Below are 22,166 nucleotides of genomic sequence, written 5' to 3'. Positions count from 1 at the left end.
TGGGGCAGTTGTGAACCGTTAACACCGGCGTCGCATCATTCCTCACGCAACACGCGGGCCAGAATGATCACATCGACATCATCCGCGCCCGCCGCGAAACAGGCTTCGGTCGCCGCAGCCAGCGTGGCCCCTGAGGTCATCACGTCATCGACCAGCAGGATATGCCGTCCGGCGATGCGTGCGGCGCGGCGGGGGTGGGCGGCGATTGCGCCCTGCATGTTCTCGAACCGGCCCAGACGGGTGCGCCCGCCCTGTGAGGTGGTGGCGCGGGTGCGCAGCAGCAGATCGGGGCACTGCGGGCGTTCAAGCGTGCAGGCCATGGCCTGCGCCAGCAGCGCGGATTGGTTGAAGCGCCGCCGGAACAGCCGCCAGCGGTGCAGCGGCACCGGGGCGATCAGCGTATCGGGGCGGATCAGCGGTGCCGCGACGCGGGCCATCCAGCGCCCGGCGGGGGTGGCGATGTCGTGCCGGTCGCCATGCTTGAGCGCCAGCACCAGTTTGCGCGCGGTGGCACCGTAGATCAGCGGGGCGCGGGCGTGGCTCCAGGGGCGGGCGGTGGTGCGGCAATCGTCGCACAGGAGCGGGGCCTCGGCAGGATCGCCGGGCAGGGGGGTGCTGCATTTGTCGCAGCTCAGGCCGGTGACAAAGGGCGTCTCGGCCCAGCAGAGGCCGCAGAGCGTGCCGGGTTCGGTGACCGCCGCGTCGCAGGTCAGGCAGTGCGGCGGGTAGAGCGTATCGAGCGCGGCGCGCAGCATGGTCTTGACTTCACCCGCCGGGACGCGAAACACAAAGCCCATGAATGCGACACCTCCCCCGCCCTGACCGACCGCGCCGCGCTGGCCCGATTCCGCGCCCGCGCCCTGCGCGATCCCGCGCTGTTCCTGCAAGCGGACGCGGCTGACGAGGTTCAGGAGAGACTCGCCGAGGTTAACAGAACGTTTACGGCACCGGCTGTGATCACAGCTTTTCCGCAAGTGTGGGAGGGGCGGCTGCCCGGTGCGGTGATCATCCCCGATACCGAGGTGCTTGATCTGAAACCCGGCGCGCATGATCTGGTGATCCATGCGCTGGCGCTGCACTGGGCCGATGACCCGCTGGGCCAGCTGATCCAGAGCCAGCGCGCCCTGCAACCGGATGGGTTGTTCATGGGCGTTATGTTCGGCGGCCAAAGCCTGCACGAGCTGCGCTCGGTGCTGGCGCAGGCCGAGGCCGACGTGACCGGCGGCCTGTCGCCGCGCGTGGTGCCGATGGGCGAGATCCGCGATCTGGGGGCGTTGCTGCAACGCGCCGGGTTTGCGCTGCCGGTGGCGGACGGGTTCACGCGGACGGTGCTGTACCGCGATCTGCTGCATCTGGTGCGCGACCTGCGGGCGATGGGCGAGGTGAACGCGCTGGCCGGGCGGCACAAGGCGCCGCTGCGGCGCGCGGTACTGGCGCGCGCTGCGGCCCTCTACAGCGAGGTTTTCGCGGATGCCGAGGGACGACTGCCTGTCACGGTGGAAACGCTGTTCCTGACCGGCTGGGCGCCGTCTGAGACGCAACAAAAGCCCCTGCGCCCCGGTTCGGCGGCGCATCGGCTGGCGGATGCGCTGGGCACGGCGGAAACCGGGCTTGAGCCTGCACCATTTGCCGCACCCCGTTTGCCCAGGGATTGACGGGCCAAGGATTGACCGGCGCTGCCCAGCCGCTAGCTGTGGGACGCCACCGGAAAGGACGACCCATGACCGACCAAGCTGCGCGCGGCCGACTGGCCCATGCACCCGCTGACCACCCGCCTGTCGCCAAGGCCAAGGTCGGGGTATTGATTGCCAACCTCGGCACGCCGGACAACTATGATTATTGGTCGATGCGCCGGTATCTGGGTGAGTTCCTGTCGGACAAGCGGGTAGTCGATCTGGCCTCGTGGAAATGGCAGCCGATCCTGCAGCTGATCATTCTGACCCGGCGGCCTTTCAGCTCGGGCAAGAATTACAAATCCATCTGGAACCACGACAAGGGCGAGAGCCCTTTGTTGACGATCACCAAGGACCAGACGGCGGCGCTGACCGAGCGGATGCAGGCGGCGTATGGCGATCAGGTGATGGTCGAATTCTGCATGCGCTATGGCAACCCGTCGACCGAATCCGTGGTGGACAAGATGGTCAAGGCGGGGTGCGAGAAGATCCTGTTCTTCCCGCTGTACCCGCATTACGCCGGGGCGACGCTGGCCACCGCGAATGATGAGTTCTTTCGCGCCCTGATGGGGCAGAAATGGCAACCGGCGGCGCGCACGGTGGCGGCGTATTTCGACGATCCGCGCTATATCGACGCTTTGGCGCAGTCGGTCGAGCGCGCCTATGCCGCGCTGCCGCAACGGCCCGAGGTGCTGATCGCGTCCTATCACGGCATGCCCAAGCGCTATTTGCTCGAGGGCGATCCGTACCACTGCCAATGCCTGAAAACCACGCGTTTGCTGCGCGAACGGCTGGGCTGGGAGGGTGATTCGATCCATACCTCGTTCCAGTCGGTGTTCGGGCGCGAGGAATGGCTCAAGCCCTATACCGTTGAGTATGTGGCGAAACTGGCGGAATCCGGGGTCAAGCGGATCGCGGTGATGGCGCCGGCGTTTTCGGCTGATTGCATCGAGACGCTGGAAGAGATCCAGGAAGAAATCCGCGAGGCATTCGAACACGCGGGCGGCGAGACGTTCACCTATATCCCCTGCCTGAACGATGACGCGGCGCATATGGATGCGTTGGCGGCGATTGCGCAGGACAATCTGGGCGGTTGGCTGGGCTGATTGCGCTGCAGTGCCAATAAAGACAGGCCCGGCGGGGTGTTACACCATGCCGGGCCTTGTCGAAGCGGTAGAAATGCAAAAGGGGTCAAGCGATGCCTGACCCCTTAAGACTTGATCGCGGTGTGCAGATCAGGAAGCCAGAGCGGCAACCAGAACCAGCAGCAGCAGCGGGATCACGACGCCGCCGACGGACGACGACGAGTGAGCCACAACAACTTCCGGCTCGACATACGGCTCAACATAGCCGGTTGCCAGAGCAGCGGTGCCGACGACAGCGAAAAGGCCAGCGAGAGCGATTTTCTTCATGTTAATCTCCAGATATTCGCACGGCCCTGCATTTTTGAGGACAGGAACGCGCACCCAAGACGATACCTCGTCCCTAATCTGAAAGCAGTTTGCGCGCACAAATGCAACGGGGCACTTTTTGCTTTTCATCCTCGGCACAGGGATGGCGTCAAATTAGCAACACCTGTGTCCCGACGCGCGTAAAGCTATAAAGTTCAGCAATATGTTCATTGTAGAGCCCGATGCAACCGCTCGACGACCGGCGTCCGATCTTGCGCGTGTCGTGGGTTCCGTGGATCCGGTAGAACTGCCAGCTGAGGTACAGCGCATGGGTGCCAAGCGGATTGTCGGGCCCGGGCGGCACGTAGGGCGGCCAGTCAGGATAGCGTTCAAGCATCGACGGTGTGGGGCGCCAGTCAGGGCCGACAACCTTGCGCACGATCTCGGTCCGGCCGCGGCGCGTCAGCTCATCGGTCATCGGAACCGGCGACGGGTACAGCCGGTAGGTGCCGCCATCCTCGGACCAGAAATGCACACAGCGGCTTTCGGTATCCGCAAGGATCGCGCCGCGTTGCAGGTTCGAGAAATAGTCGCGCCATTCCAGCGTGCGGAAGCTTGAGATGTTGCGGGGCGTGCTCTCCAGATCGGCTTCCATCTGGGTGGAGTTGTTCAGCGCGTTGGTTTGCGGTGCCGTTTGTGCCCAGACGGCGGGGGCAGCAAGCGTGCCACCCAAAGCAGCGGAGCCAGCCAGAAAGCCACGGCGACTGAGCCGCCGGAAGGGGTCATTGGTCATCGATAGGCCTCACAGGTTTATTTTTTTGCGCAAGGTATACGACAAAATGGCCGCAGTCGCAACGAGACCGCTTGCCATCACAGCGAGTTGCGTTTGAACTTTTAAAGGGATTTCGCTATGCCCAAGGGCGTTGCCTATTCACAGGAACTCTATGCCCAGCCTCGTTTATCCTGCTCTCGTGGCACTTGCGCTGATCGCTGGCTGCACCTCGACGGCAAGCACGCCGATGCGTCTGGGCCCTGATGGACGACCGGTCGCCGTGGTGTACCGGATCGCCGAACGCGATGTGCCGCAGATTCAGGCGCGGATGCGGGATGCGATCAACACGGTGCGCCAGCAACAGGGTCTGGCCCCGGTCGAGTTTGACGTGGCGCTGACCTCGGCTGCCGCGACGCAGGCGCGCGACATGGCCCTGCAGGGGCGGCCGTGGCACTTTGGCTCGGACGGCTCGTCGCCGATCGACCGGGTGCGGCGCGTGGGCTACACCGGGCATTTTCTGGGCGAAACCCTGTCCGAGACGTATGAGACCGAGCTGGAAACCCTGACCGCCTGGCTGACCGAAGCTGATACGCGCGGGATCCTTCTGGACCCACGGGCGCGCCAACTGGGCTTTGCCTGGCATCAGGATGCCAACGGCAAGCTGTGGTGGGTGCTGACCACGGGCGTTGACGATGGGTCGGGACTGGCGGCGCAACAGGGGCAAGGTCAGGCACCCATCGCTATGACTGCGCCGAACCGGGCGTAGCTTTCAGGCTGTGATCACAACCCGCGTGCCGTCGCGCACCATCGCGTAGATCTGTTCGATCTGGCGGTTGGTGACCGCGACGCAGCCATCCGTCCAATCCCCCTGCCGACGCCGCGTGCCGTGGCCGTGGATAAAGATATCCCCGCCCGGATCGCGCCCCTCGGCCTGCGCCCGCGCGCGGTCCTGCGCGTTGGGATAGTCGATGCCCAGTGACAGATGGAACGCGCTGTTCGGGTTGCGCCGGTCAATGGTGTAGACCCCCTCGGGCGTGCGCAGATCACCGCGTTGCAGCTTGTGGCCAAGCGGGTTCTGTCCCAGCGCGATGTCAAAACTGCGCAGGCGCTGGGCACCGGAATACAGCGCCATGCGGCGGTCGCTTTTGGAAATGCGGATCTCGGTAACCTCGGGTCCGTCGTACTCCAGCCGCCGGGGCGCGCCGGTGCAGGCGGCGAGCATCAGCAACAACAGGCTGCGCCGGGCGATCATCCGATCAACCCCCGGACAAAGGCCGCATCGCCGGGATTGCCCAGCAGCCCGACCGCCTCGCGCGGGTCCAGCCAATGCGCGCTGTGTCCCGGCTCGGTCGGGGCGGACAGGCGGCGGACCGGGAAGGCGAGGTAGATCATGCAGAGCTTTTCCGCCCACAGGTCGTATTCCGGCATGAAGGTGAACCGCCGGAACGTGCCCAGACGCCGGGGCGCGGCGATGCGCCAGCCGGTTTCCTCGAACACCTCACGGTGCAGCGCCTGGATCGGCGACTCGCCCGCCTCGACCCCGCCGCCCGGTAGCTGGAATTCCGGCTGCGGCGCGGCTTGATGCGTCACCAGGATCTGCCCGTCGCGCCACAGCACGGCGTAGGCCCCTGGCCTGCGGATATAGCGGCGGCCCCGTTCAGGCGGGGTGCCAAAGCGCGGGTTCATGCCCGTCCCCTTGTTTTGCGAAGGCCTGCTCGTAAGGGGCGAGATCAGCTTTGCCCCTTGGCCCTGAGAAATGGATTCCTATATGACGGCCTCAAAGCCAAGCCCCTTACGTGAAGGTTGACCCATGACCCTCGGTGCGCAAATCGCCTGGGACGACACCGTCCTGCCCTTTCAGCTGGACCGCAGCGATATCCGTGGCCGTGTGGCGCGGGTCGATGGCGTTCTGGATAAAGTCCTGTCGCAGCATGATTATCCGGCCCCGATCGAAGATCTGGTGGCCGAGGCGATCCTGCTGACCGCCATGATCGGCCCGACGCTGAAACTGCGGTGGCGTCTGTCGATCCAGATTCGCGGCAAAGGGGCCGCGCGTCTGATCGCGACCGATTACTATGCGCCGGGCACCGATGGCTCGCCCGCGCAGATTCGCGGTTATGCCAGCTATGACGCGGAACGTCTTGAGGTCGATCAGCCCGGATTCCCGCAGATCGGTGAGGGTTACATGGCGATTCTCATCCATCAGGGTGAGGACATGCAACCCTATCAGGGCATCACGCCGATTGCCGGCAACTCGCTGTCCGACTGCGCCGAGGCCTATTTCGCGCAGTCCGAGCAGTTGCCGACGCGCTTTTCCAGCGCCTTTGGCCGCTCGACCCTGCCGGGTCAGACCGAGACATGGCGTGCCGGTGGCATCATGCTGCAGCACATGCCCAAGGCCAGTCCCTTCGCCAAGGGCGAGGGTGGCTCGGGCGAGGGGGGCTGCTGACGGCGGGTGATCTGGTCGATGGTGACGACGCCGAGAACTGGACGCGCGCCAATGTCCTCTTGGACACGGTCGAACAGCTGGAAATGATCGGCCCCTCGGTGCAGCCCACCGATCTGCTGGTGCGCCTGTTCCACGAGGAAGAGCCGCGCGTCTATGATGCGCAGCCGATCGCCTTTGGCTGCACCTGTTCGGAAGACAAAGTGCGTCAGTCCCTGTCGATCTACTCGGCCAAGGACATCGCCTATATGACCACCGATGAGGGGACCGTGACTGCCGACTGCCAGTTCTGCAGCGCGCATTACGTACTGGACCCCAAGACCGTCGGTTTCGAGGCCCAGGATGCCAGCAAGTGAGATGATCGACCGGATGCGGGCTGCGCTGCATGGCGACGGCCCGCAATCCAGCGACTTTGACCTGAACCCGCAGTTCCGCCCCAACGGGATGAAGCTGCGGCCCGCTGCCGTGCTGATGACTCTGGTCGCGCAGCCGGGCGGCTGGGCGGTGTTGCTGACCAAGCGCGCCTCGACGCTCAAGCACCACCCCGGCCAGATCGCCTTTCCCGGCGGCAAGGTTGATCCGACCGACGCCGACCCAGAGGCCGCCGCCTTGCGTGAGGCCCATGAGGAAGTCGGGCTGGACCCGGCGCAGGTGACCATTCTGGGTGCGATGCCGCCGCATGAGACGGTCACCGGCTTTACCGTCTACCCGTTCGTCGGCGTGGTGAACGGCCCGTTCACCCCGGTGATCGAGGCGGGTGAGGTCGAAGAGGCGTTCTTCGTGCCGCTCGCGCATCTGCTGGACGAGCGCAACTATGCCATCCAGAGCCGCGCCTGGTTGGGTCAGCGGCGCGGGTATTACACCGTGCCATGGGGGCCGTATTACATCTGGGGCGCGACGGCCCGGATGCTGCGCGCGGTGGCGGCGAGGCTGGCATGAAAATCTCGGGCGTCTGGTTGGACAATCCAGGCACGCAGGCCGTGCTGGGAATGCTCACGGGCGCGGGCTATCAGGCGTTGGCGGTGGGCGGCTGCGTGCGCAACGCGCTGTTGGGCGTGCCGGTGACGGATGTGGATATTGCCACGGACGCCTTGCCCGAAACAGTGTCTAACCTTGCCGAAACCGCCGGTTTGCGTGCCGTTCCGACCGGGATTGCGCATGGCACGGTGACGATTGTCGCGCAGGGTGAGGGGTTCGAGGTCACCAGCTTTCGCCACGACGACGAAAGCTTTGGCCGCCACGCCCGCGTGTCCTTTGGCGCTGATCTGGCACAGGACGCGGCGCGGCGGGATTTCACCATGAACGCGCTTTATGCGCAGGCCGATGGCACGGTGATCGACCCGCTGGGCGGGCTGCCGGACCTGCTGGCGCGCCGCTTGCGCTTTGTCGGCGATGCCGAGGCGCGCATTCATGAGGATTATCTGCGCGTCCTGCGTTTCTTTCGCTTTCACGCGCAATATGGCGATCCCGCGCAGGGGCTGGACCCTGACGCTTTGGCCGCCTGTGCGGCGAATTCGGCAATGTTAGAGACGCTTTCGCGTGAGCGCGTCACCGCCGAGCTGCGCAAGCTGCTGGCTGCTGCCGATCCCGCACCCAGCGTCGCCGCGATGGCGCAGGCGGGGGTTCTGAACGCCGTTCTGCCCGGCGCGGACGCCCGCTTGCTTCCGGTTCTTGTGCATCTGGAAGACGGGGCGCCGGGCGGGTGGCTCAGGCGGCTGGCGATGTTGACCGGCGACGCCGACGGGTTGCGCCTGTCGAAGGCTGAAACCCGCGAATTTGGCAAGATCAGAGACGCTTTTGGGTCAATGCACAGTCCTGCCGCACTGGGTTGGACCCTTGGCGAAACGCTGGGCGCGGATGCCGTTCTGGGCCGCGCTGCGCTGTTTGAAAACCACGCGCCGGAAGGTTGGCACGCAGACGTGAAGCGCGGGGCAGAGGCCCAGTTTCCCCTCAAACCCGCCGACCTGATGCCCGCGCTGCAAGGCCCCGATCTGGGCACCGCGATACGGCAGGCGCAGGCGCAATGGCTGGCCAGCGATCTGAGCTTGGGCAAAGAGGCGCTTCTTTCCCGGCTGGGTCTGGCCTAACCCCGGCGCGCGGCCTAGATTGCCTTCACAAGTGAAGGACCGGCGCCCGTGTTTAAGTTTTTTGAGACCCTCGTTGACCCGTATGTCGCCTATCGTCAGGACGACACGCCGCCGCGCAAACTTTTGCCGTTCCTGCTGGAATACGCGCGGCCGTTCCGCAAGGTTTTCATCGTCACGATCATTGCTTCGATGCTGGTTGCCTTCGCCGAAACGGGGCTCTTGTGGTATCTGGGCCGCGTGGTGGATCTGATGGGCACCAGTGAAGCGGGTAGCTTCTGGCAGTCGCACGGGATAGAGCTGCTGCTGGCCGCGCTGTTCTTGCTGCTGATCCGGCCGGTGATGCAGGCCATCGACGTGGGTCTGATCAACAACGCGATCCTGCCGAACTTTGGCACGCTGATCCGCTGGCGCGCTCACCGGCAAGTGATGCGGCAATCCGTCGGCTGGTTCGAGAACGACTTTGCCGGGCGCATCGCCAACCGGATCATGCAAACGCCCCCCGCTGCAGGCGAGGCGGTGTTCCAGATCTTTGACGCACTCACCTATTCCGTGGCCTATATCATCGGCGCGGGGGTGCTGCTGGCCGGGGCCGATGTGCAGCTGCTGCTGCCGCTGCTCGTCTGGCTGGCGCTGTATCTGATGCTGGTGCGCTGGACGGTCAAGCGGATCGGGCCTGCGTCGATGGCGGCCTCGGACGCGCGCAGCGCGGTGAACGGGCGGGTGGTGGATGCGTATTCCAACATCCACTCGGTCAAGCTGTTTGCCCAGCAAGAGCTGGAATTCGACCACGCCCGCGAAGCGATCGAGAACGCGCGTCAGACCTTCAACCGCGAGATGCGGCTGTTCACCATCATGGACCTGTGTCTGGTGACGCTGAACGGGCTGCTGATCGTCTCGGTCGTCGGCTGGGGCCTGTGGCTGTGGTCCACGGGCGCGGCCAGCGTCGGGATTGTCGCGGCGGCCTCGGCTCTGGTGTTGCGGCTGAATGCGATGACCGGGTGGCTGATGTGGGCCGTCAGTTCGTTCTTCCGCAACATGGGCGTTGTGGCCGAAGGGATGGAGACCATCGCGCAACCGATCAGCTTGACCGATGTGCCGGGGGCCAAGCCGCTGGTCTTTGCGGATGGCAAGATCGAGCTGGACGGCGTGAGCCACCACTACGGGCGCGGCTCGGGCGGGTTGCAGGGGCTGTCGCTGACCATCAAACCGGGCGAAAAGATCGGTGTGATCGGGCGCTCAGGCGCGGGGAAATCGACCCTCGTCAAGCTGCTTTTGCGGTTCTATGACCCCGAGGGCGGGCGCATCCTGATCGACGGGCAGGACATCACCCACGTCCAGCAAGACAGTCTGCGCGCGCAGATCGGCATGGTCCAGCAGGACACCGCGCTGCTGCACCGCTCGGTGCGCGAGAATATCCTGTATGGCCGGGGTGACGCGACCGAGGCCGAGATGATCGACGCCGCCAAGCGGGCCGAGGCGCATGACTTCATCGAGGCGCTGGGCGATGCCGAAGGGCGCAAAGGCTATGACGTGCGCGTCGGCGAACGCGGGGTGAAGCTGTCGGGCGGGCAACGCCAAGGGATTGCCATCGCGCGGGTGATCCTGAAAGACGCGCCGGTGCTGGTGCTGGACGAGGCGACCAGCGCGCTGGACAGCGAGGTCGAGGCTGCAATTCAGGAAACGCTCTACGGGATGATGGAGGGCAAGACGGTGATCGCCATCGCGCACCGGCTGTCGACCATCGCGCGGATGGACCGGATTGTGGTGCTGGATGACGGGCGGGTTGTCGAAGAGGGCAACCACGCTGAACTGTTGGCGCAGGGCGGGCTTTATGCGCGGTTCTGGGAGCGGCAGTCTGGCGGGTTCATCGGCACCGATGACTAGGAAGGGAGGGGGCCAGCCCCCCTCGCCCGTACCGGGCTCACGCCCCGGCGTATTTGAGGCAAGATGAAAGGGCGCGGATCTCGCGCGGCACATATGGCACTTTCGACCCTGATCAACCCGTTTCGCGCTGCCGAAGGCGCGCCGCCACGCGCGCTGTGGTCCTTTGTGCGCTGGGCGCTGAGCGGTGCGTGGAAGGGGATCTGGATTGCCACGGTGATCTCGGCTGCCGGGGGCGTGACCGAGGTGCTGGCGGCGCTGGTGATGGGCGCGGTGATCGACGCGGCGACGGGCGGGCAGGTGGCGACGTTCTTTGCCGACAACTGGCTGATGTTGCTGGGCTTTGCCGGGTTCTTCCTGCTCTTGCGCCCGCTGGCTTTTGGCCTGAACAGCGCGGCGAACTTTCTGACCATTGCGCCCAACATCGACCCTTTGGTGCTGTCGCGGCTGAACCGCTGGACGATGGGTCAGGACATCGGCTTTTTCGACAATGATTTCGCCGGGCGCATCGCGCAAAAACAGATCCAGACCGCGCGCGCCCTGACCGAGGTGGTGAGCGAGAGCATCAACACCGTGGCCTTTGCCCTGTCATCGCTGGCCGCATCCGCCGCGCTGATGGGGGCGATAGACTGGCGGCTGGGACTGGGGCTGGCGGTCTGGTCGGTGCTATATCTGGCGCTGATCCGGGTGTTCATCCCGCATATCCGCAAGCGCGCGTCGGCCCGGGCCGGGGCGCGGGCGATGGTGACGGGGCAGGTGGTGGATACGATCACCAACATCCGCACCGTCAAGCTGTTCGCCCATGCCAGCTTTGAAGACCGCAACGCGCTGGACGCGATGCACACCTATCGCGACCGGGTGCTGGGCTATGGCCGGGTCTCGGCCACGTTCCGCATTTGCCTGATGCTGGTGGCCGGGGTGCTGCCGGTCGCGCTGGTCGGCGGGACGCTGTGGCTGTGGACGCTGGGGACGGCCACGACCGGCGACATCGTGGCGGCGGGGACGGTTTCAATCCGGCTGGCGCAGATGACCGGCTGGGTCAGTTTCACGCTGATGGGGATCTATGCCAATATCGGCGAGGTCGAGGACGGTGTGCGCACCCTGACCGTGCCGCATGCCCTGCGCGATGCCGAGGGCGCGACGGTGATGCCGCCGGTGCTGGGCGAAATCCAGTTCGACGATGTGAGCTTTGCCTATGGGCGGCGCTCGGGCGGTGTGGACGGGCTGAACCTGACGATCCGGCCCGGTGAGCGGATCGGCATCGTCGGGGCCTCGGGCGCGGGGAAATCGACGTTGGTGTCGTTGCTCTTGCGGCTCTATGACACCGAAAAAGGCGTGGTTCGGATCGACGGGATCGACGTGAAAAGCGTCACGCAAGAAAGCCTTCGCCGCCAGATCGGCATGGTCACGCAGGACACGGCGATGTTCAACCGCTCGGCCCGCGACAACATCCGCTACGGTCGCCCCGACGCGACCGAAGCCGAGGTTCATGCCGCCGCCCGCGCCGCCGAGGCGCATGAGTTCATCCCGCAGTTGCGCGACAATGCGGGCCGCGAGGGGTTCGAGGCGCAGCTGGGTGAGCGCGGCGTGCGCTTGTCGGGCGGGCAGCGGCAGCGGATCGCGCTGGCACGGGCGTTCCTGAAGGACGCACCGATTCTGGTGCTGGACGAGGCGACCAGCGCGCTGGACAGCGAGGTCGAGGCGCAGATCCAGGAGGCTTTGGCGCAGGTGATGACCGGCAAGACGGTGCTGGCCATCGCGCACCGTTTGTCGACGATTGCCAAGATGGACCGCATCATCGTGCTTGACGCGGGCCATGTCGTCGAGGAAGGCACGCATGAAGCGCTGCTTGCCAGCGATGGCCGCTATGCGCGGTTCTGGGCGCGGCAGTCGGGCGGCTTTCTGGGCGTGGATGAGGACGAAGAGGCGTGATGGATCTGGAGACGGTCGATGCGGCGGAATTCGGTCGCAGCCTGAGCGGGCTGGGCGTGAACCTGCTGTGCCGTGATGTGCGCGGGATGGCAGGGTTTCTGGCCAGGGTGTTCGGCCTGGGCATCCATCGACTGTCGGATGACTTTGCGCTGGTGCGGCATGGGGCGGTGTTGATCCAGCTGCATTCGGACGGCACCTTTGCCCGGCATCCGCTGCATGATCTGCTGCCAGAGAACCCGCCGCGCGGGGCGGGGGTGCAGCTCTATCTGTTCGGGATCGACCCTGACGCGGCGGTTCTGCAGGCCGAAGCGCAGGGCGGGACGGTGATCGAGCAGCCTGCCGACAAACCGCATGGCCTGCGCGAAGCGACGATCCTGTCGCCCGAAGGCTATGCCTTTTCACCGGCGGTGGTACGCGCATGATCACCATTGAACGCCTGAACCTGCGGGCCGAAGGTGTGGCCCCCGGCGTGATCGTCGCCCGTGCGCTGCCGGGTGAAGAGGTGACGGGCGAGGTGGTCGAGGGGCGCATCGCACAACCGAAGATCCTGACGCCCTCGGCCCAGCGGGTGGCTGCGCCCTGCGCGCATTACAAGGCTTGCGGTGGCTGCTCGCTGCAGCATGCGCGTGATGATTTCGTTGAGGAGTGGAAGACCGGCGTGGTCCGGCAGGCGCTGACCGCGCAGGGGCTTGAGGCCGCGTTCCGCCCCACCGTGACCTCGCCCGCTGCCACGCGCCACCGGGCGACGCTGACCGGGCGGCGGCTGAAGTCGGGGGCGTTGGTGGGGTTCCACGGGCGCGCCTCGGGCACGGTGACGGCCATTCCCGGCTGCACCCTGCTGGACCCGGCGCTGATCGCCGTGATCCCGGCGCTTGAGGCGCTGGTGGTCGAGGGCGGCTCGCGCAAGGGAGAGATGCGGCTGACCGTGACGCGCTACGCCGAGGGCGTCGAGGTGGCGGTCGAGGATGGCAAGCCGCTGGACACCGCGCTGCGCATTGCGGTGCCGCAGATCGCCGGGACGCATGGCTTGGCGCGGCTGGCGTGGAATGGTGAGGTGCTGCTGCAAGAAGCCCCGCCGACGCTGGCGATGGGCCGCGCGCGCGTCTCGCCGCCGCCGGGGGCGTTTCTGCAAGCCACACCGCAGGGGGAAAGCGCCCTGCGCGCCGCGGTGGTTGAGGCGGTCGGCAGCGCCAAACGGGTCGCCGATCTGTTCGCGGGCTGCGGCACCTTCGCGCTGCCGCTGGCCGAAACCGCCGAGGTTCACGCGGTCGAGGGGTCAGCGCCGATGCTGGACGCCCTGAACCACGGCTGGCGCAATGCCGCGGGACTCAAACGGGTCACGACCGAGGCGCGCGATCTGTTCCGCCGACCGCTGCTGCCTGACGAGCTGGCAAAGTTTGACGCGGTTGTGATCGACCCGCCGCGCGCCGGGGCTGAGGCGCAAATTGCCGAGCTGGCGCGCGCTCAGGTGCCGGTGATTGCTCATGTCAGCTGCAATCCGGTGACTTTCGCCCGTGACGCGCGCACACTGCTGCAGGCGGGCTATCGGCTGGATTGGGTGCAGGTGGTGGATCAGTTTCGCTGGTCGGCGCATGTGGAGCTTGCGGCGCGCTTCGTGCTGCCCCATATCGCCTGAAAACCTGCAGGGCATCATGACAACGCGCGACCGTATTCTGGCATTTCTGGACCGCACAGCCGTGCGCAACACGCTTCTGGTGGTCATCCTGATCAACGCCGTCCTGCTGGGGATGGAAACCTCGCCCGCGATCATGGCCACGGCCGGTCCGCTGGTGGTCGCGCTCGATTCCCTCTGTCTGGCGATCTTTGTGGCCGAGCTGGCTGCAAAGCTGTTCGCGCTGCGCGGGCAGTTTTTCCGCTCGGGCTGGAACATCTTTGACTTTGTGATCGTGGGCATCTCGCTGATCCCCGGCGCGCAGACGCTCAGCGTGTTGCGGGCGCTGCGGGTCTTGCGGCTGTTGCGCGTCATCTCGGTTGCGCCGACGTTGCGCCGGGTGGTTGAGGGGTTTGTGAATGCGCTGCCCGGCATGGGGTCGGTCATCTTGCTGATGGGGATGATCTTTTACATCGGCTCGGTGCTGGCGACGAACCTGTTTGGCACCAGCTTTCCTGACTGGTTCGGCGATCTGGGGGCCTCGGCCTATACGCTGTTTCAGGTGATGACGCTGGAAAGCTGGTCGATGGGCATCGTGCGCCCGGTGATGGAGATCCATCCGCAGGCCTGGTTGTTCTTTGTGCCCTTCATCCTGATCACCACCTTTGCGGTGGTCAACCTGCTGGTCGGTCTGATCGTCAACTCGATGCAGGACGCGCATAACGAGGAAAGCAACGCCCGCACCGATCAATACCGGGACGAAGTGCTGGCCCGGCTGAAAGCGATCGAAGAGCGGCTGCAGCGCAACGAGTAAGGGGCCTCAGCCGGGGTCGATGTATTCAAACAGCGCGCAGCTGACATCGTCAGGGAAATCCTCGGACCCGTGCCAGCGGGCCAGATCCCACATCAGGGCGTTGAGCAAGGCATTGCCCCTGAGCGCGGCAAGGTCGCGCAGCGTTTCCTCAAGACCCTCTTGGCCCAGCTCATCGCCGCGCGCATTGGGGCATTCGGTGACGCCGTCCGAAATCAGCAGCAGCCGCTCGCCGGGCATCAGCTTTGCCTGTACTTCATGATAGATGGCGTCCCCCAGCAGGCCGACGGGCATGCCGCCGTGGCCCAGCTGTGTGCAACTGCCGTCTTGATGCTGGATGATCGGGTGGGGATGCCCGGCCTGTACCATGCGTACCAGACCTGAGCGGCGGTCGATGATGGCATAGATCAGCGTCACGTAGCGCTCGGTCTGGATTTCGGACAGCATGAGCCTGTTGATCGCATCCGCCACATCCGTCGGCGGGCGGCCGATGGGGCCGTCGGGGCCCATGGTGATGGCGATGTTGTGATCGGGCGAAGCGCCGGACAGCAGGCCCGACAGCCGCGCGGTCAACAGGGCCGAGGTCACGCCATGCCCCGACACGTCAAAGGCATAAAGCCCGACGACCCCCGGCGAGATGTCGAAAAACCCGACCATGTCGCCGCCGACATGCCCCGAGGGCCGCAGGATCAGGCTGATCTGGCCGGTGTCATACTGATGATCGCGCTCGCGCAGCAAGGATTGTTGCAGATTCCGCGCCTCGATCAGGTCGCGGTCGAGAGAGTCATACAGCGCGCGCAGCTTGTGCAGCGTGTCGCTGAGCAGGGCGTTGTTGCCGCGCAGGGTGCGTTCCATCGCCAGCACGCGTTCCCCGGCGTTGATCCGCGCGCGCAATTCGCCCGGATCGACGGGCTTGGCCAGAAAATCATCGGCCCCGACATCCAGCCCTTCGGTGACGGCCGTCTTGTCGGATTTTGAGGTGAGCAGGATGAAATAGACGTAGCGATCCATCGGCGTCGCCCGCAGGGCGCGGCAAAACTCGATCCCGGTGATGCCGGGCATGATCCAGTCGGACAGGACCAGATCAATCGGCAATTCAGCACAAAGTGCCAGCGCCTCTTGTCCCGAGGCAGCGTGGTGCACGGTAAACCCGCGTCCGCGCAGCCCGGCCTCAACCACCATACGCTGCCCGCGTGAGTCATCCACGATCAGAACATGCTGAATCGCCTGGTCGGAAACCGCCGGTATCGGCAGCGTGTCAGATGTTGGGGCGAAGGCGGGCACGGGACACCTTTGAGAACAGTTCTCCAGTTTTTCCGCCTAGAAGGTTAACAACTGCTCAAACCGGCAATTGTTTTTTCTTGCCATTTTGCGCTAGTGTTCTCTTAAAGGTTGAAGACAAAAAATGCGGTTAAAAACGATCCGAGTGAGGTGCCGACATGATCGACTGGGAACACGTTAACCAATTGCGCACAGATGTGGGCGATGGGTTTGATGATATTGTTGAGGTGTTTCTGCAGGAAGTCAGCGACCGGCTGGCGCGTGTGGATGTCGACGCCGATCTGCAAACCCTGGCGGCAGACCTGCATTTCCTCAAAGGTGCAGCGCTGAACCTTGGGTTTCAGGATTTCGCCGAACGCTGCGCACGCGGGGAAGACAGCGCGATGGCCGGTCGCCGGGGCGAGGTTACGCTGTCAGAGCTGATCCAGTCGTTTGAAGACACGCGCGCCGCCTTCGTGAGCGGCCTGTCGCGTCAGGCGGCCTGAGCCGCCTAAACCAGAAAATTCGCCAGCGCTTCGTCGATGGTGACATCGCGGAAATCGAAGCCCGCCGTCTCCATCCGCGCGAAAAGCGCCGTGATGTTGTCGGCGCGCGTCGTTTCGACGCCGATCAACACCGAGCCAAAGTTCCGTGCCGATTTCTTGAGGTATTCGAACCGGGCGATATCGTCGTCAGGGCCCAGAATCTCAAGGAAATCTCGCAGCGCGCCGGGGCGCTGCGGCAGGCGCAGGATGAAGTATTTCTTGTGCCCGGCAAAGCGCATGGCGCGTTCCTTGACCTCGGGCAGGCGCTCGAAATCAAAATTCCCGCCCGAGGTCAGGCAGACCACCGTCTTGCCCGCGATCTGATCGGCAAGGTCGGGCAGCACATCGACCGACAGCGCGCCCGCCGGTTCCAGCACGATCCCTTCGACGTTGAGCATCTCCAGCATGGTGATGCAGATGCGATCCTCGGGGGCCAGCAGCACATGCGCCGGGTCCACGTCGGCCAGCGCCTCGAACGGGCGGGCGCCGATGCGGGCGACGGCAGCGCCGTCCACGAAGCTGTCGACCTTGGGCAGCGTCACTGGCGTGCCTGCTTGCAGCGCGGCGGTCAGGCTCGCGCCGCCCAGCGGCTCGACATAGCGAAAGGCGACCTGTGCGCCCAGCCCCTCGAAGAACCGCTTCACACCTGACGACAGTCCGCCGCCGCCCACCGGCAGGATGATCATGTCGGGCATCCGGCCCAGTTGCTCGACAATCTCGACGCCGACACTGGCCTGACCCTCGATCACGTCTTCGTCATCGAAGGGCGACAGGAAATGCGCGCCCGCCTCAGAGCAGAACGCCTGCGCGGCCGAGAGTGCCTGATCGAAATAATCGCCGGTCAGCCGGATCTCGACGAAATCGCCGCCGAAGATCCGCGTCTTGTCGATCTTCTGCCGGGGCGTGGTGACCGGCATGTAGATCACGCCTTTGCGGCTGAAGTGGCGGCAGGCGAAGGCCACGCCCTGCGCGTGGTTGCCGGCACTGGCGCACACGAAAGTGTCCTGATCCGGTGTCGCGTCCAGCACCCGCCGCATGGCGTTGAACGCCCCGCGGATCTTGTAGCTGCGTACCGGCGTCAGATCCTCGCGCTTGAGCCAGATATCGGCCCCAAAGCGGTTGGACAGATGGTCATTGCGTTGCAGCGGCGTCGGTTCAAACAGGCGGCGCAGTTCGGCAGCGGCGGTGCGGGCAGGGGTGAGGATATCGCGCATGCTCTCCCTCTACTGCGCAACGCAGCCACGGGCAAAGGACATTCTGCGCAGAGCCCCCATGACCTTGTTACAGGGCTCGTGTATCAAAGCGGTGCACCCCAGCCGGACCGATACCCCATGCGCCTGTTTCTTTTCGCATCCCTGACGCTGCTTGCCGCCTGCGCCGTGCGCGAAGAGGTGGACTTTGTGCAAGGCCCGGCCGAAGGGACCGTCAGGCAAGATGTGCTGGTCGGCACCACGCGCGGGGCGGACCCGACGCAGCCGGTGCCGGGCTGGAGCCGCTCGCCCGAGGTGACCTATGGGCGATATGTGGTGTCCATTCCGCCGGACCGTGAACCCGGTGCGATCCCGCGTCAACGCCCACGGTCGCAGGCTGATCCGCTGCGCCACTTCATGCTGGCCGGGACCGAGGCCCTGAACACCCCCGGTTTCGTCCGCGCCCTGCGGACCGAGCTGGCCCAGCAGCCGTCGGCCCAACGCGAGGCCGTGGTGTTCGTGCATGGCTTCAACACCGCCTTTATCGAAGGCGTCTATCGCACCGCGCAGCTGGACTACGATCTGCACATTCCAGGGGTGATGCTGCATTATTCGTGGCCGTCGCTGGGCGCTCCGCTGGCCTATGCGCATGACCGCGACAGCGCGCTGTTTGCGCGCGACGGGTTGATCGACATGCTGCATCAGGTGCGTGCCGCAGGGCCACGCCGCATCATTCTGATCGGCCATTCCATGGGCGCCCATCTGACGATGGAGGTGCTGCGCCAGCTGGCCCTGACCCGCGATCCGGCGATGGCGGCAATCGGCGGGGTGATCCTGATTTCGCCCGATATCGACGTGGCGCTGTTCCGCCAGCAGGTCCGCGCGATCGGTCCGTTGCCCGAGACCTTCATGATCGTCACCTCGCAGCGCGATCGGGTCCTGACCCTGTCCGCCAGCCTGACCGGCGAACGGTCGCGGCTGGGCAACCTGTCAAACGCCGAGGACGTGGCCGGTCTGGGGGTCACCTTGGTCGATGTCAGCGCCTTCGGCACCGGGGCGGGCCATTTCACCGCCGGGTCGTCGCCTGCGCTGATCGGGCTCTTTGCGCAGATGAACGCGTTCAATCTGGCGCTGGGGCAGGAAACGTCGGGTTCGGTTCCGCTGCTGCCGGCAACGATCCTGACCTTGCAGAACACCACCGAGATCATCCTGAACCCATTGAGCGGCGACACCCGGCGCGGAGGCCGTGCAGTCTTGCCGTGGTGGATGCGGCGGCTGGTGACCGGCGACGAGACGCTGGCCGAGTCGGACGGTTCGTCGCGCTGACGCTCAGCGACGTTTGCGCAGATAGACGTAATAGGCGCCGCTGCCACCGTGGCTGCGGTGCGACTCGCGCAGTTCCATGACCATCGGCCCCAGCGGTGCCGAGCGCAGCCAGTGCGGCACCTCGTGTTTCAGCACCCCGGCGCGTACCGGCATCGGCGCGACGTGATCCCCACCCTTCTTGCGGCCCTTGCCGGTGATGACCAGCACCAGCCGCAGCCCGCGCTGGTGGGCCGACAGGATAAAGCCGATCAGCGCGCCATGCGCCTGCGTCACGGTCATGCCGTGCAGGTCGATGCGCGCCTCGGGCTCCATCTTGCCGCGCGTCATGGTGCGGTGCAGGTTGCGGTCCATGCGCACAGGCTCGCGCGCCAGCCTTTCGCTGACGGTTTCGGCAAGGTCCAGTTTGATGGTGGGGGTCGGGGTGCTGATGCCGGGGCGTTTGATCACCTGCGGCATGGGCAGCGGGCGGCTGGCCCCGACCGGGCGGGCCGGTTCGGGGAAGGCGGGCTTTGCGTCAGGAACCGGGCCTGCGCGCGTCTCGGGCGCAGGTTCCGGTCGCATCTGACGCGCGCTACGCGCCACGCGCTGCCACAGCGCACGCTCGTCGTCTGTCAGGCGGCGGCGAGCCATGCGCGGGCCTCGCTGTCGGGATCAGTCGTCGGTGGCGACAAGCCGCCAGTTCGGGTTGTCCGAACCCATGACGCGGGCAAAGGTCCAGGTGTCGCGTTCCTGCTTCACGGTGTTCGCGTCGCCTTCAACGATCTTGCCCTCACGGTCGCGGACCACGCTGGTCAGCTCACCGATAAAGCGCACGCTCACTTCGGCTTCGCGCGTGTCAGCGTTGAACCTTGCGCTCGACAGCGCAATCTCGCGCACGCCGACAAAGGTCGCCTCGACCTGCAGACCCTCGCGTTCGCGCAGCTGCACAACCTCGTCGAAGCTTTCGAACACGTCACGGGACAGGAACGGCACCAGATCGTCCATCGAGCCCCGCTCGAACCCCATGAGGATCATCTCATAGGCCCCGCGTGCCCCGCCCAGAAACTCGGTCACGTTAAAGTCAGGCTCGATCCGTTTCATCGCCGCCAGCGCGACAGCGGTCTCCGAACCCGCAGGAGCGTGGTCGGTGATATCGTGATCTTCGCCGCCTTCGATGACCTCAAAGCCAGCACGTTGACGCGCAGGCGTCGCCGCGCCCGGGATCGGCGCTGCCGGGCGTTCATGCCCGTCGCGCGTGCCCAGCACATTGCGTAGCTTCACAATGAGGAAAATCGCAATGCCAGCGAGAACCAGAAGTTGTATCACAGCGGAATCCATAATGTCCTCGGGCAGACGGCAGCCTTGGTTTCAAACGAGTGTTGCTTATGTAGGGTGCGTTGTCGCCTAAGTCCACCATCACGCCGAAAGGGAAATCGCCTCGTGCCCATCTTGCTGCTGTTCATCGCTCTGCCGTTGATCGAAATCGCGCTTTTCATTGCCATCGGCGGTCAGATCGGGGTCGGTGCGACACTTGCGCTCATCTTGTTGTCCGCACTGCTGGGCGCGTCCATCCTGCGCGGTCAACAGGCCCGCGCGGTGGCGATGATGCAGGGCGGCCTGCGGATAGAGCCGGGCACGTTTCTGGCGCAGGGGGCGTTTCGCGCCTTTGCCGGGTTGTTGCTGATCCTGCCGGGCTTTCTGACCGATGTTCTGGGGCTTGCCCTGCTGATCCCGGCCCTGCAACGCGCCGTGGTGCGGGCGATCGGGGCCAAGGCAACCGTGTCGACGGCGCATGTGTACCGCACCGATGACGTGGTCGAGGGCGAGTTTACCGTGCGCGAGCCGGGCCGCGACCCGCTGGACCCTGATCGCCGGATCGACGACCAGCGCCATTGAGGCGCAGGGTTTCACCTGCTAGAACCCGTCGCAACCAACACAAGACCTAGCGAAAACAGGAGAGTTTCATGGCCGAGAATGGCAACGGCGCCGCGCCGCAACCGGCTGCGCCGAACGGCGCCCAAAACGGGGCCCAACCGCAGGTGAAGTTTCAGGTTCTGGCGCAATTCGTGCGCGACCTGTCGTTCGAGAACGTGATCGTGCGCGGCAATGGCGTGCTGCCTCCGGGCCAGCCCGACATTCAGGTGCAGGTCAGCCTCGACGCCAAAAAGCGTGAGACTGACGGGCATTACGAGGTGATCTCGAAGTACAAGGTCGAGTCGAAGAACAAGGAAACCGGTCAGACCCTGTATCTGATCGAGCTGGAATACGGCGGCATCTTCCTGATCGACGGGCTGCCCGCCGACCAGCTGCACCCGTTCCTGCTGATCGAGTGCCCGCGCATCGTGTTCCCCTTCGCGCGCCGTATCATCTCCGACGCCACCCGCGATGGCGGCTTCCCGCCGCTGAACCTGGACATGATCGATTTCATGGGCATGTACCGCCAGCAGCTGCAACGTCAGCAAGGCCAGGCTGGACAGCCGGGCGCGCCGCTGGCGTCCTGATCGGCTGTTGCCCAACGGATTTGGCGGCCGGACCTTGGGTCCGGCCGTTTTCTTTTGCGAATTGTTAAGAAGTTCTCGGCAGGATCGGCGGCAGAACAACCGTTTTGACCGGCAAGGGGTGTTGGACGTGGCCAGCATGCATCCGCCTGACCTTGATCAACCCGCGCCCGCACGGTTATCGCGGCAGGACCGTCAGACGCGGGTGGGCATCTTGCGCAATCTCAACCCTGTGCCGCGCCCACCGGCGCGTCGCCCTGCCTTGACGGGGCGCTGGCCCTGCCTGCGCAGCGCGCGCCGCAAAGCGGCTGCCACCATGGCGGACGACGTGCCGCCTCCTGATGGCGCTGCAACACCGGCCCCTGCAGAAACACACAGCGCCGTGGATCGCAGCCCCGACGGGCGGGTGCGACGCATCGACATTGACGGACTGATGGCCTCGGTCGAAGGGGTGGGCACGGAACCGGCGGTTCGGGTGGCCTATGCAGCCACCATACGCGCGGATGGGGAAAGCGCCGCTGACGTGCCCAAAGGGCGTAAACCGCCCTCGATCCTGTCCGCCGAAGCCTGGACTGATGAAGCCGACGAAGATGACGACCCCCTCGCCATCGCATTCGAGGCAGCCAAACATGCACCCGTCGTGCACCGCGCTCCGCCCGCCCGGCACTCACGCACCGGCCTGTGGATTGCGGTGATCGGCCTGCTTGTGGCACTCGCCATCGCTGTTCTGGTTCCCGGTTGGATGACGGCGTGAGTCGCCTTT

24 protein-coding genes and 1 pseudogene are annotated in these 22,166 nt (G+C 65.4%); 16 read left to right on the top strand and 9 right to left on the bottom strand.

Annotation, left to right across the window (positions count from 1 at the left end; translation table 11 throughout):
- Positions 1–35: 35 nt before the first annotated feature.
- Complete coding sequence (locus tag OKW52_RS02770; protein ID WP_264504358.1) at positions 36–755, bottom strand: ComF family protein; 720 nt, start codon at positions 753–755, stop codon at positions 36–38.
- A gap of 63 nt (positions 756–818) precedes the next feature.
- Here OKW52_RS02770 and OKW52_RS02765 point away from each other — a divergent pair, with 63 nt between their 5' ends.
- Both OKW52_RS02765 and hemH read left to right on the top strand, forming a co-directional pair.
- Positions 819–1,655 carry a methyltransferase domain-containing protein gene (locus OKW52_RS02765; protein ID WP_264507638.1) on the top strand — a complete coding sequence of 279 codons (837 nt, stop codon included), beginning with the start codon at positions 819–821 and terminating at the stop codon, positions 1,653–1,655.
- Positions 1,656–1,720: 65 nt separating this feature from the next.
- Positions 1,721–2,779, top strand: coding sequence for a ferrochelatase (gene hemH / locus OKW52_RS02760; RefSeq protein WP_264504357.1), 1,059 nt, complete (start codon positions 1,721–1,723; stop codon positions 2,777–2,779).
- A gap of 129 nt (positions 2,780–2,908) precedes the next feature.
- On the opposite strand, the gene OKW52_RS02755 is transcribed toward hemH, so the two are convergent.
- Both OKW52_RS02755 and OKW52_RS02750 read right to left on the bottom strand, forming a co-directional pair.
- Positions 2,909–3,085: a hypothetical protein gene (locus tag OKW52_RS02755; RefSeq protein WP_264504356.1), complete on the bottom strand. Its 177-nt coding sequence runs from the start codon at positions 3,083–3,085 to the stop codon at positions 2,909–2,911.
- 148 nt (positions 3,086–3,233) lie between these two features.
- Positions 3,234–3,857 (bottom strand): L,D-transpeptidase family protein, encoded by a 624-nt coding sequence (locus OKW52_RS02750; protein WP_264504355.1) that lies wholly within the window; start codon positions 3,855–3,857, stop codon positions 3,234–3,236.
- Positions 3,858–4,008: 151 nt separating this feature from the next.
- Between OKW52_RS02750 and OKW52_RS02745 the strand changes: the two genes are divergently transcribed.
- The gene (locus tag OKW52_RS02745) at positions 4,009–4,602 is read left to right on the top strand and encodes a CAP domain-containing protein (protein ID WP_319800446.1); all 594 of its coding nucleotides are present in this window, start codon (positions 4,009–4,011) and stop codon (positions 4,600–4,602) included.
- 3 nt (positions 4,603–4,605) lie between these two features.
- On the opposite strand, the gene OKW52_RS02740 is transcribed toward OKW52_RS02745, so the two are convergent.
- Together OKW52_RS02740 and OKW52_RS02735 are read right to left on the bottom strand one after the other, a co-directional pair.
- On the bottom strand, positions 4,606–5,088 hold the full coding sequence (locus OKW52_RS02740) for a L,D-transpeptidase family protein (protein ID WP_264504354.1): 483 nt from the start codon (positions 5,086–5,088) through the stop codon (positions 4,606–4,608).
- Positions 5,085–5,522 carry an NUDIX hydrolase gene (locus OKW52_RS02735; protein WP_264504353.1) on the bottom strand — a complete coding sequence of 146 codons (438 nt, stop codon included), beginning with the start codon at positions 5,520–5,522 and terminating at the stop codon, positions 5,085–5,087. The genes OKW52_RS02740 and OKW52_RS02735 overlap by 4 nt, the downstream gene beginning before the upstream one ends.
- A gap of 124 nt (positions 5,523–5,646) precedes the next feature.
- Between OKW52_RS02735 and hslO the strand changes: the two are divergent.
- The 8 genes and pseudogenes from hslO (at position 5,647) to OKW52_RS02695 (ending at position 14,608) form a co-directional block, all read left to right on the top strand.
- Positions 5,647–6,638, top strand: a pseudogene (hslO, locus tag OKW52_RS02730) (Hsp33 family molecular chaperone HslO).
- Complete coding sequence (locus tag OKW52_RS02725) at positions 6,625–7,221, top strand: CoA pyrophosphatase (RefSeq protein WP_264504352.1); 597 nt, start codon at positions 6,625–6,627, stop codon at positions 7,219–7,221. Before hslO ends, OKW52_RS02725 begins: the two are co-directional and overlap by 14 nt.
- Positions 7,218–8,369, top strand: a complete 1,152-nt coding sequence (locus tag OKW52_RS02720) for a CCA tRNA nucleotidyltransferase (RefSeq protein WP_264504351.1) — start codon at positions 7,218–7,220, stop codon at positions 8,367–8,369. Before OKW52_RS02725 ends, OKW52_RS02720 begins: the two co-directional genes overlap by 4 nt.
- Positions 8,370–8,417: 48 nt before the next feature.
- The gene (locus tag OKW52_RS02715; protein ID WP_264504350.1) at positions 8,418–10,253 is read left to right on the top strand and encodes an ABC transporter ATP-binding protein; all 1,836 of its coding nucleotides are present in this window, start codon (positions 8,418–8,420) and stop codon (positions 10,251–10,253) included.
- 93 nt (positions 10,254–10,346) lie between these two features.
- Positions 10,347–12,182 carry an ABC transporter ATP-binding protein gene (locus OKW52_RS02710; protein WP_264504349.1) on the top strand — a complete coding sequence of 612 codons (1,836 nt, stop codon included), beginning with the start codon at positions 10,347–10,349 and terminating at the stop codon, positions 12,180–12,182.
- Positions 12,182–12,604 carry a VOC family protein gene (locus OKW52_RS02705; protein ID WP_264504348.1) on the top strand — a complete coding sequence of 141 codons (423 nt, stop codon included), beginning with the start codon at positions 12,182–12,184 and terminating at the stop codon, positions 12,602–12,604. The genes OKW52_RS02710 and OKW52_RS02705 overlap by 1 nt, the downstream gene beginning before the upstream one ends.
- Positions 12,601–13,818: a class I SAM-dependent RNA methyltransferase gene (locus OKW52_RS02700; RefSeq protein WP_264504347.1), complete on the top strand. Its 1,218-nt coding sequence runs from the start codon at positions 12,601–12,603 to the stop codon at positions 13,816–13,818. Before OKW52_RS02705 ends, OKW52_RS02700 begins: the two co-directional genes overlap by 4 nt.
- A 16-nt stretch (positions 13,819–13,834) precedes the next feature.
- A complete protein-coding gene (locus tag OKW52_RS02695; protein WP_264504346.1) occupies positions 13,835–14,608 on the top strand; it encodes an ion transporter in 774 nt (257 codons plus the stop codon).
- Positions 14,609–14,614: 6 nt separating this feature from the next.
- Here the strand turns inward: OKW52_RS02695 and OKW52_RS02690 are convergent, their stop codons facing one another.
- Positions 14,615–15,811 carry a PP2C family protein-serine/threonine phosphatase gene (locus OKW52_RS02690; protein ID WP_319800445.1) on the bottom strand — a complete coding sequence of 399 codons (1,197 nt, stop codon included), beginning with the start codon at positions 15,809–15,811 and terminating at the stop codon, positions 14,615–14,617.
- A 233-nt stretch (positions 15,812–16,044) separates the two neighbouring features.
- Here OKW52_RS02690 and OKW52_RS02685 point away from each other — a divergent pair, with 233 nt between their 5' ends.
- Positions 16,045–16,371 (top strand): Hpt domain-containing protein, encoded by a 327-nt coding sequence (locus tag OKW52_RS02685; RefSeq protein ID WP_264504345.1) that lies wholly within the window; start codon positions 16,045–16,047, stop codon positions 16,369–16,371.
- A gap of 5 nt (positions 16,372–16,376) precedes the next feature.
- Here OKW52_RS02685 and ilvA read toward each other — a convergent pair whose 3' ends face one another.
- Positions 16,377–17,624 carry a threonine ammonia-lyase IlvA gene (gene ilvA, locus OKW52_RS02680; RefSeq protein WP_264504344.1) on the bottom strand — a complete coding sequence of 416 codons (1,248 nt, stop codon included), beginning with the start codon at positions 17,622–17,624 and terminating at the stop codon, positions 16,377–16,379.
- A 117-nt stretch (positions 17,625–17,741) separates the two neighbouring features.
- Between ilvA and OKW52_RS02675 the strand changes: the two genes are divergently transcribed.
- On the top strand, positions 17,742–18,926 hold the full coding sequence (locus OKW52_RS02675) for an alpha/beta hydrolase (protein WP_264504343.1): 1,185 nt from the start codon (positions 17,742–17,744) through the stop codon (positions 18,924–18,926).
- A 3-nt stretch (positions 18,927–18,929) separates the two neighbouring features.
- On the opposite strand, the gene OKW52_RS02670 is transcribed toward OKW52_RS02675, so the two are convergent.
- On the bottom strand, positions 18,930–19,556 hold the full coding sequence (locus tag OKW52_RS02670) for a Smr/MutS family protein (RefSeq protein ID WP_264504342.1): 627 nt from the start codon (positions 19,554–19,556) through the stop codon (positions 18,930–18,932).
- Between the two features lie 21 nt (positions 19,557–19,577).
- Positions 19,578–20,243: a Tim44/TimA family putative adaptor protein gene (locus tag OKW52_RS02665; RefSeq protein WP_264504341.1), complete on the bottom strand. Its 666-nt coding sequence runs from the start codon at positions 20,241–20,243 to the stop codon at positions 19,578–19,580.
- 102 nt (positions 20,244–20,345) lie between these two features.
- On the opposite strand from OKW52_RS02665, the gene OKW52_RS02660 reads away from it, so the two are divergent.
- The 3 genes from OKW52_RS02660 to OKW52_RS02650 all read left to right on the top strand — a co-directional run bounded on the left by OKW52_RS02660 (position 20,346) and on the right by OKW52_RS02650 (position 22,157).
- Positions 20,346–20,801 carry an FxsA family protein gene (locus OKW52_RS02660; RefSeq protein WP_264504340.1) on the top strand — a complete coding sequence of 152 codons (456 nt, stop codon included), beginning with the start codon at positions 20,346–20,348 and terminating at the stop codon, positions 20,799–20,801.
- A 68-nt stretch (positions 20,802–20,869) separates the two neighbouring features.
- Positions 20,870–21,406, top strand: a complete 537-nt coding sequence (gene secB, locus OKW52_RS02655) for a protein-export chaperone SecB (RefSeq protein ID WP_127106277.1) — start codon at positions 20,870–20,872, stop codon at positions 21,404–21,406.
- 379 nt (positions 21,407–21,785) lie between these two features.
- The gene (locus OKW52_RS02650) at positions 21,786–22,157 is read left to right on the top strand and encodes a hypothetical protein (protein ID WP_264504339.1); all 372 of its coding nucleotides are present in this window, start codon (positions 21,786–21,788) and stop codon (positions 22,155–22,157) included.
- Positions 22,158–22,166 lie beyond the last annotated feature (9 nt).

Source organism: Pararhodobacter zhoushanensis (genome assembly GCF_025949695.1).
In the GTDB taxonomy this organism is placed as follows: Bacteria; Pseudomonadota; Alphaproteobacteria; order Rhodobacterales; family Rhodobacteraceae; genus Pararhodobacter; species Pararhodobacter zhoushanensis_A.
Note: the sequence above shows the minus strand (reverse complement) of the source record. Positions and strands in the feature narration are given on the sequence as shown.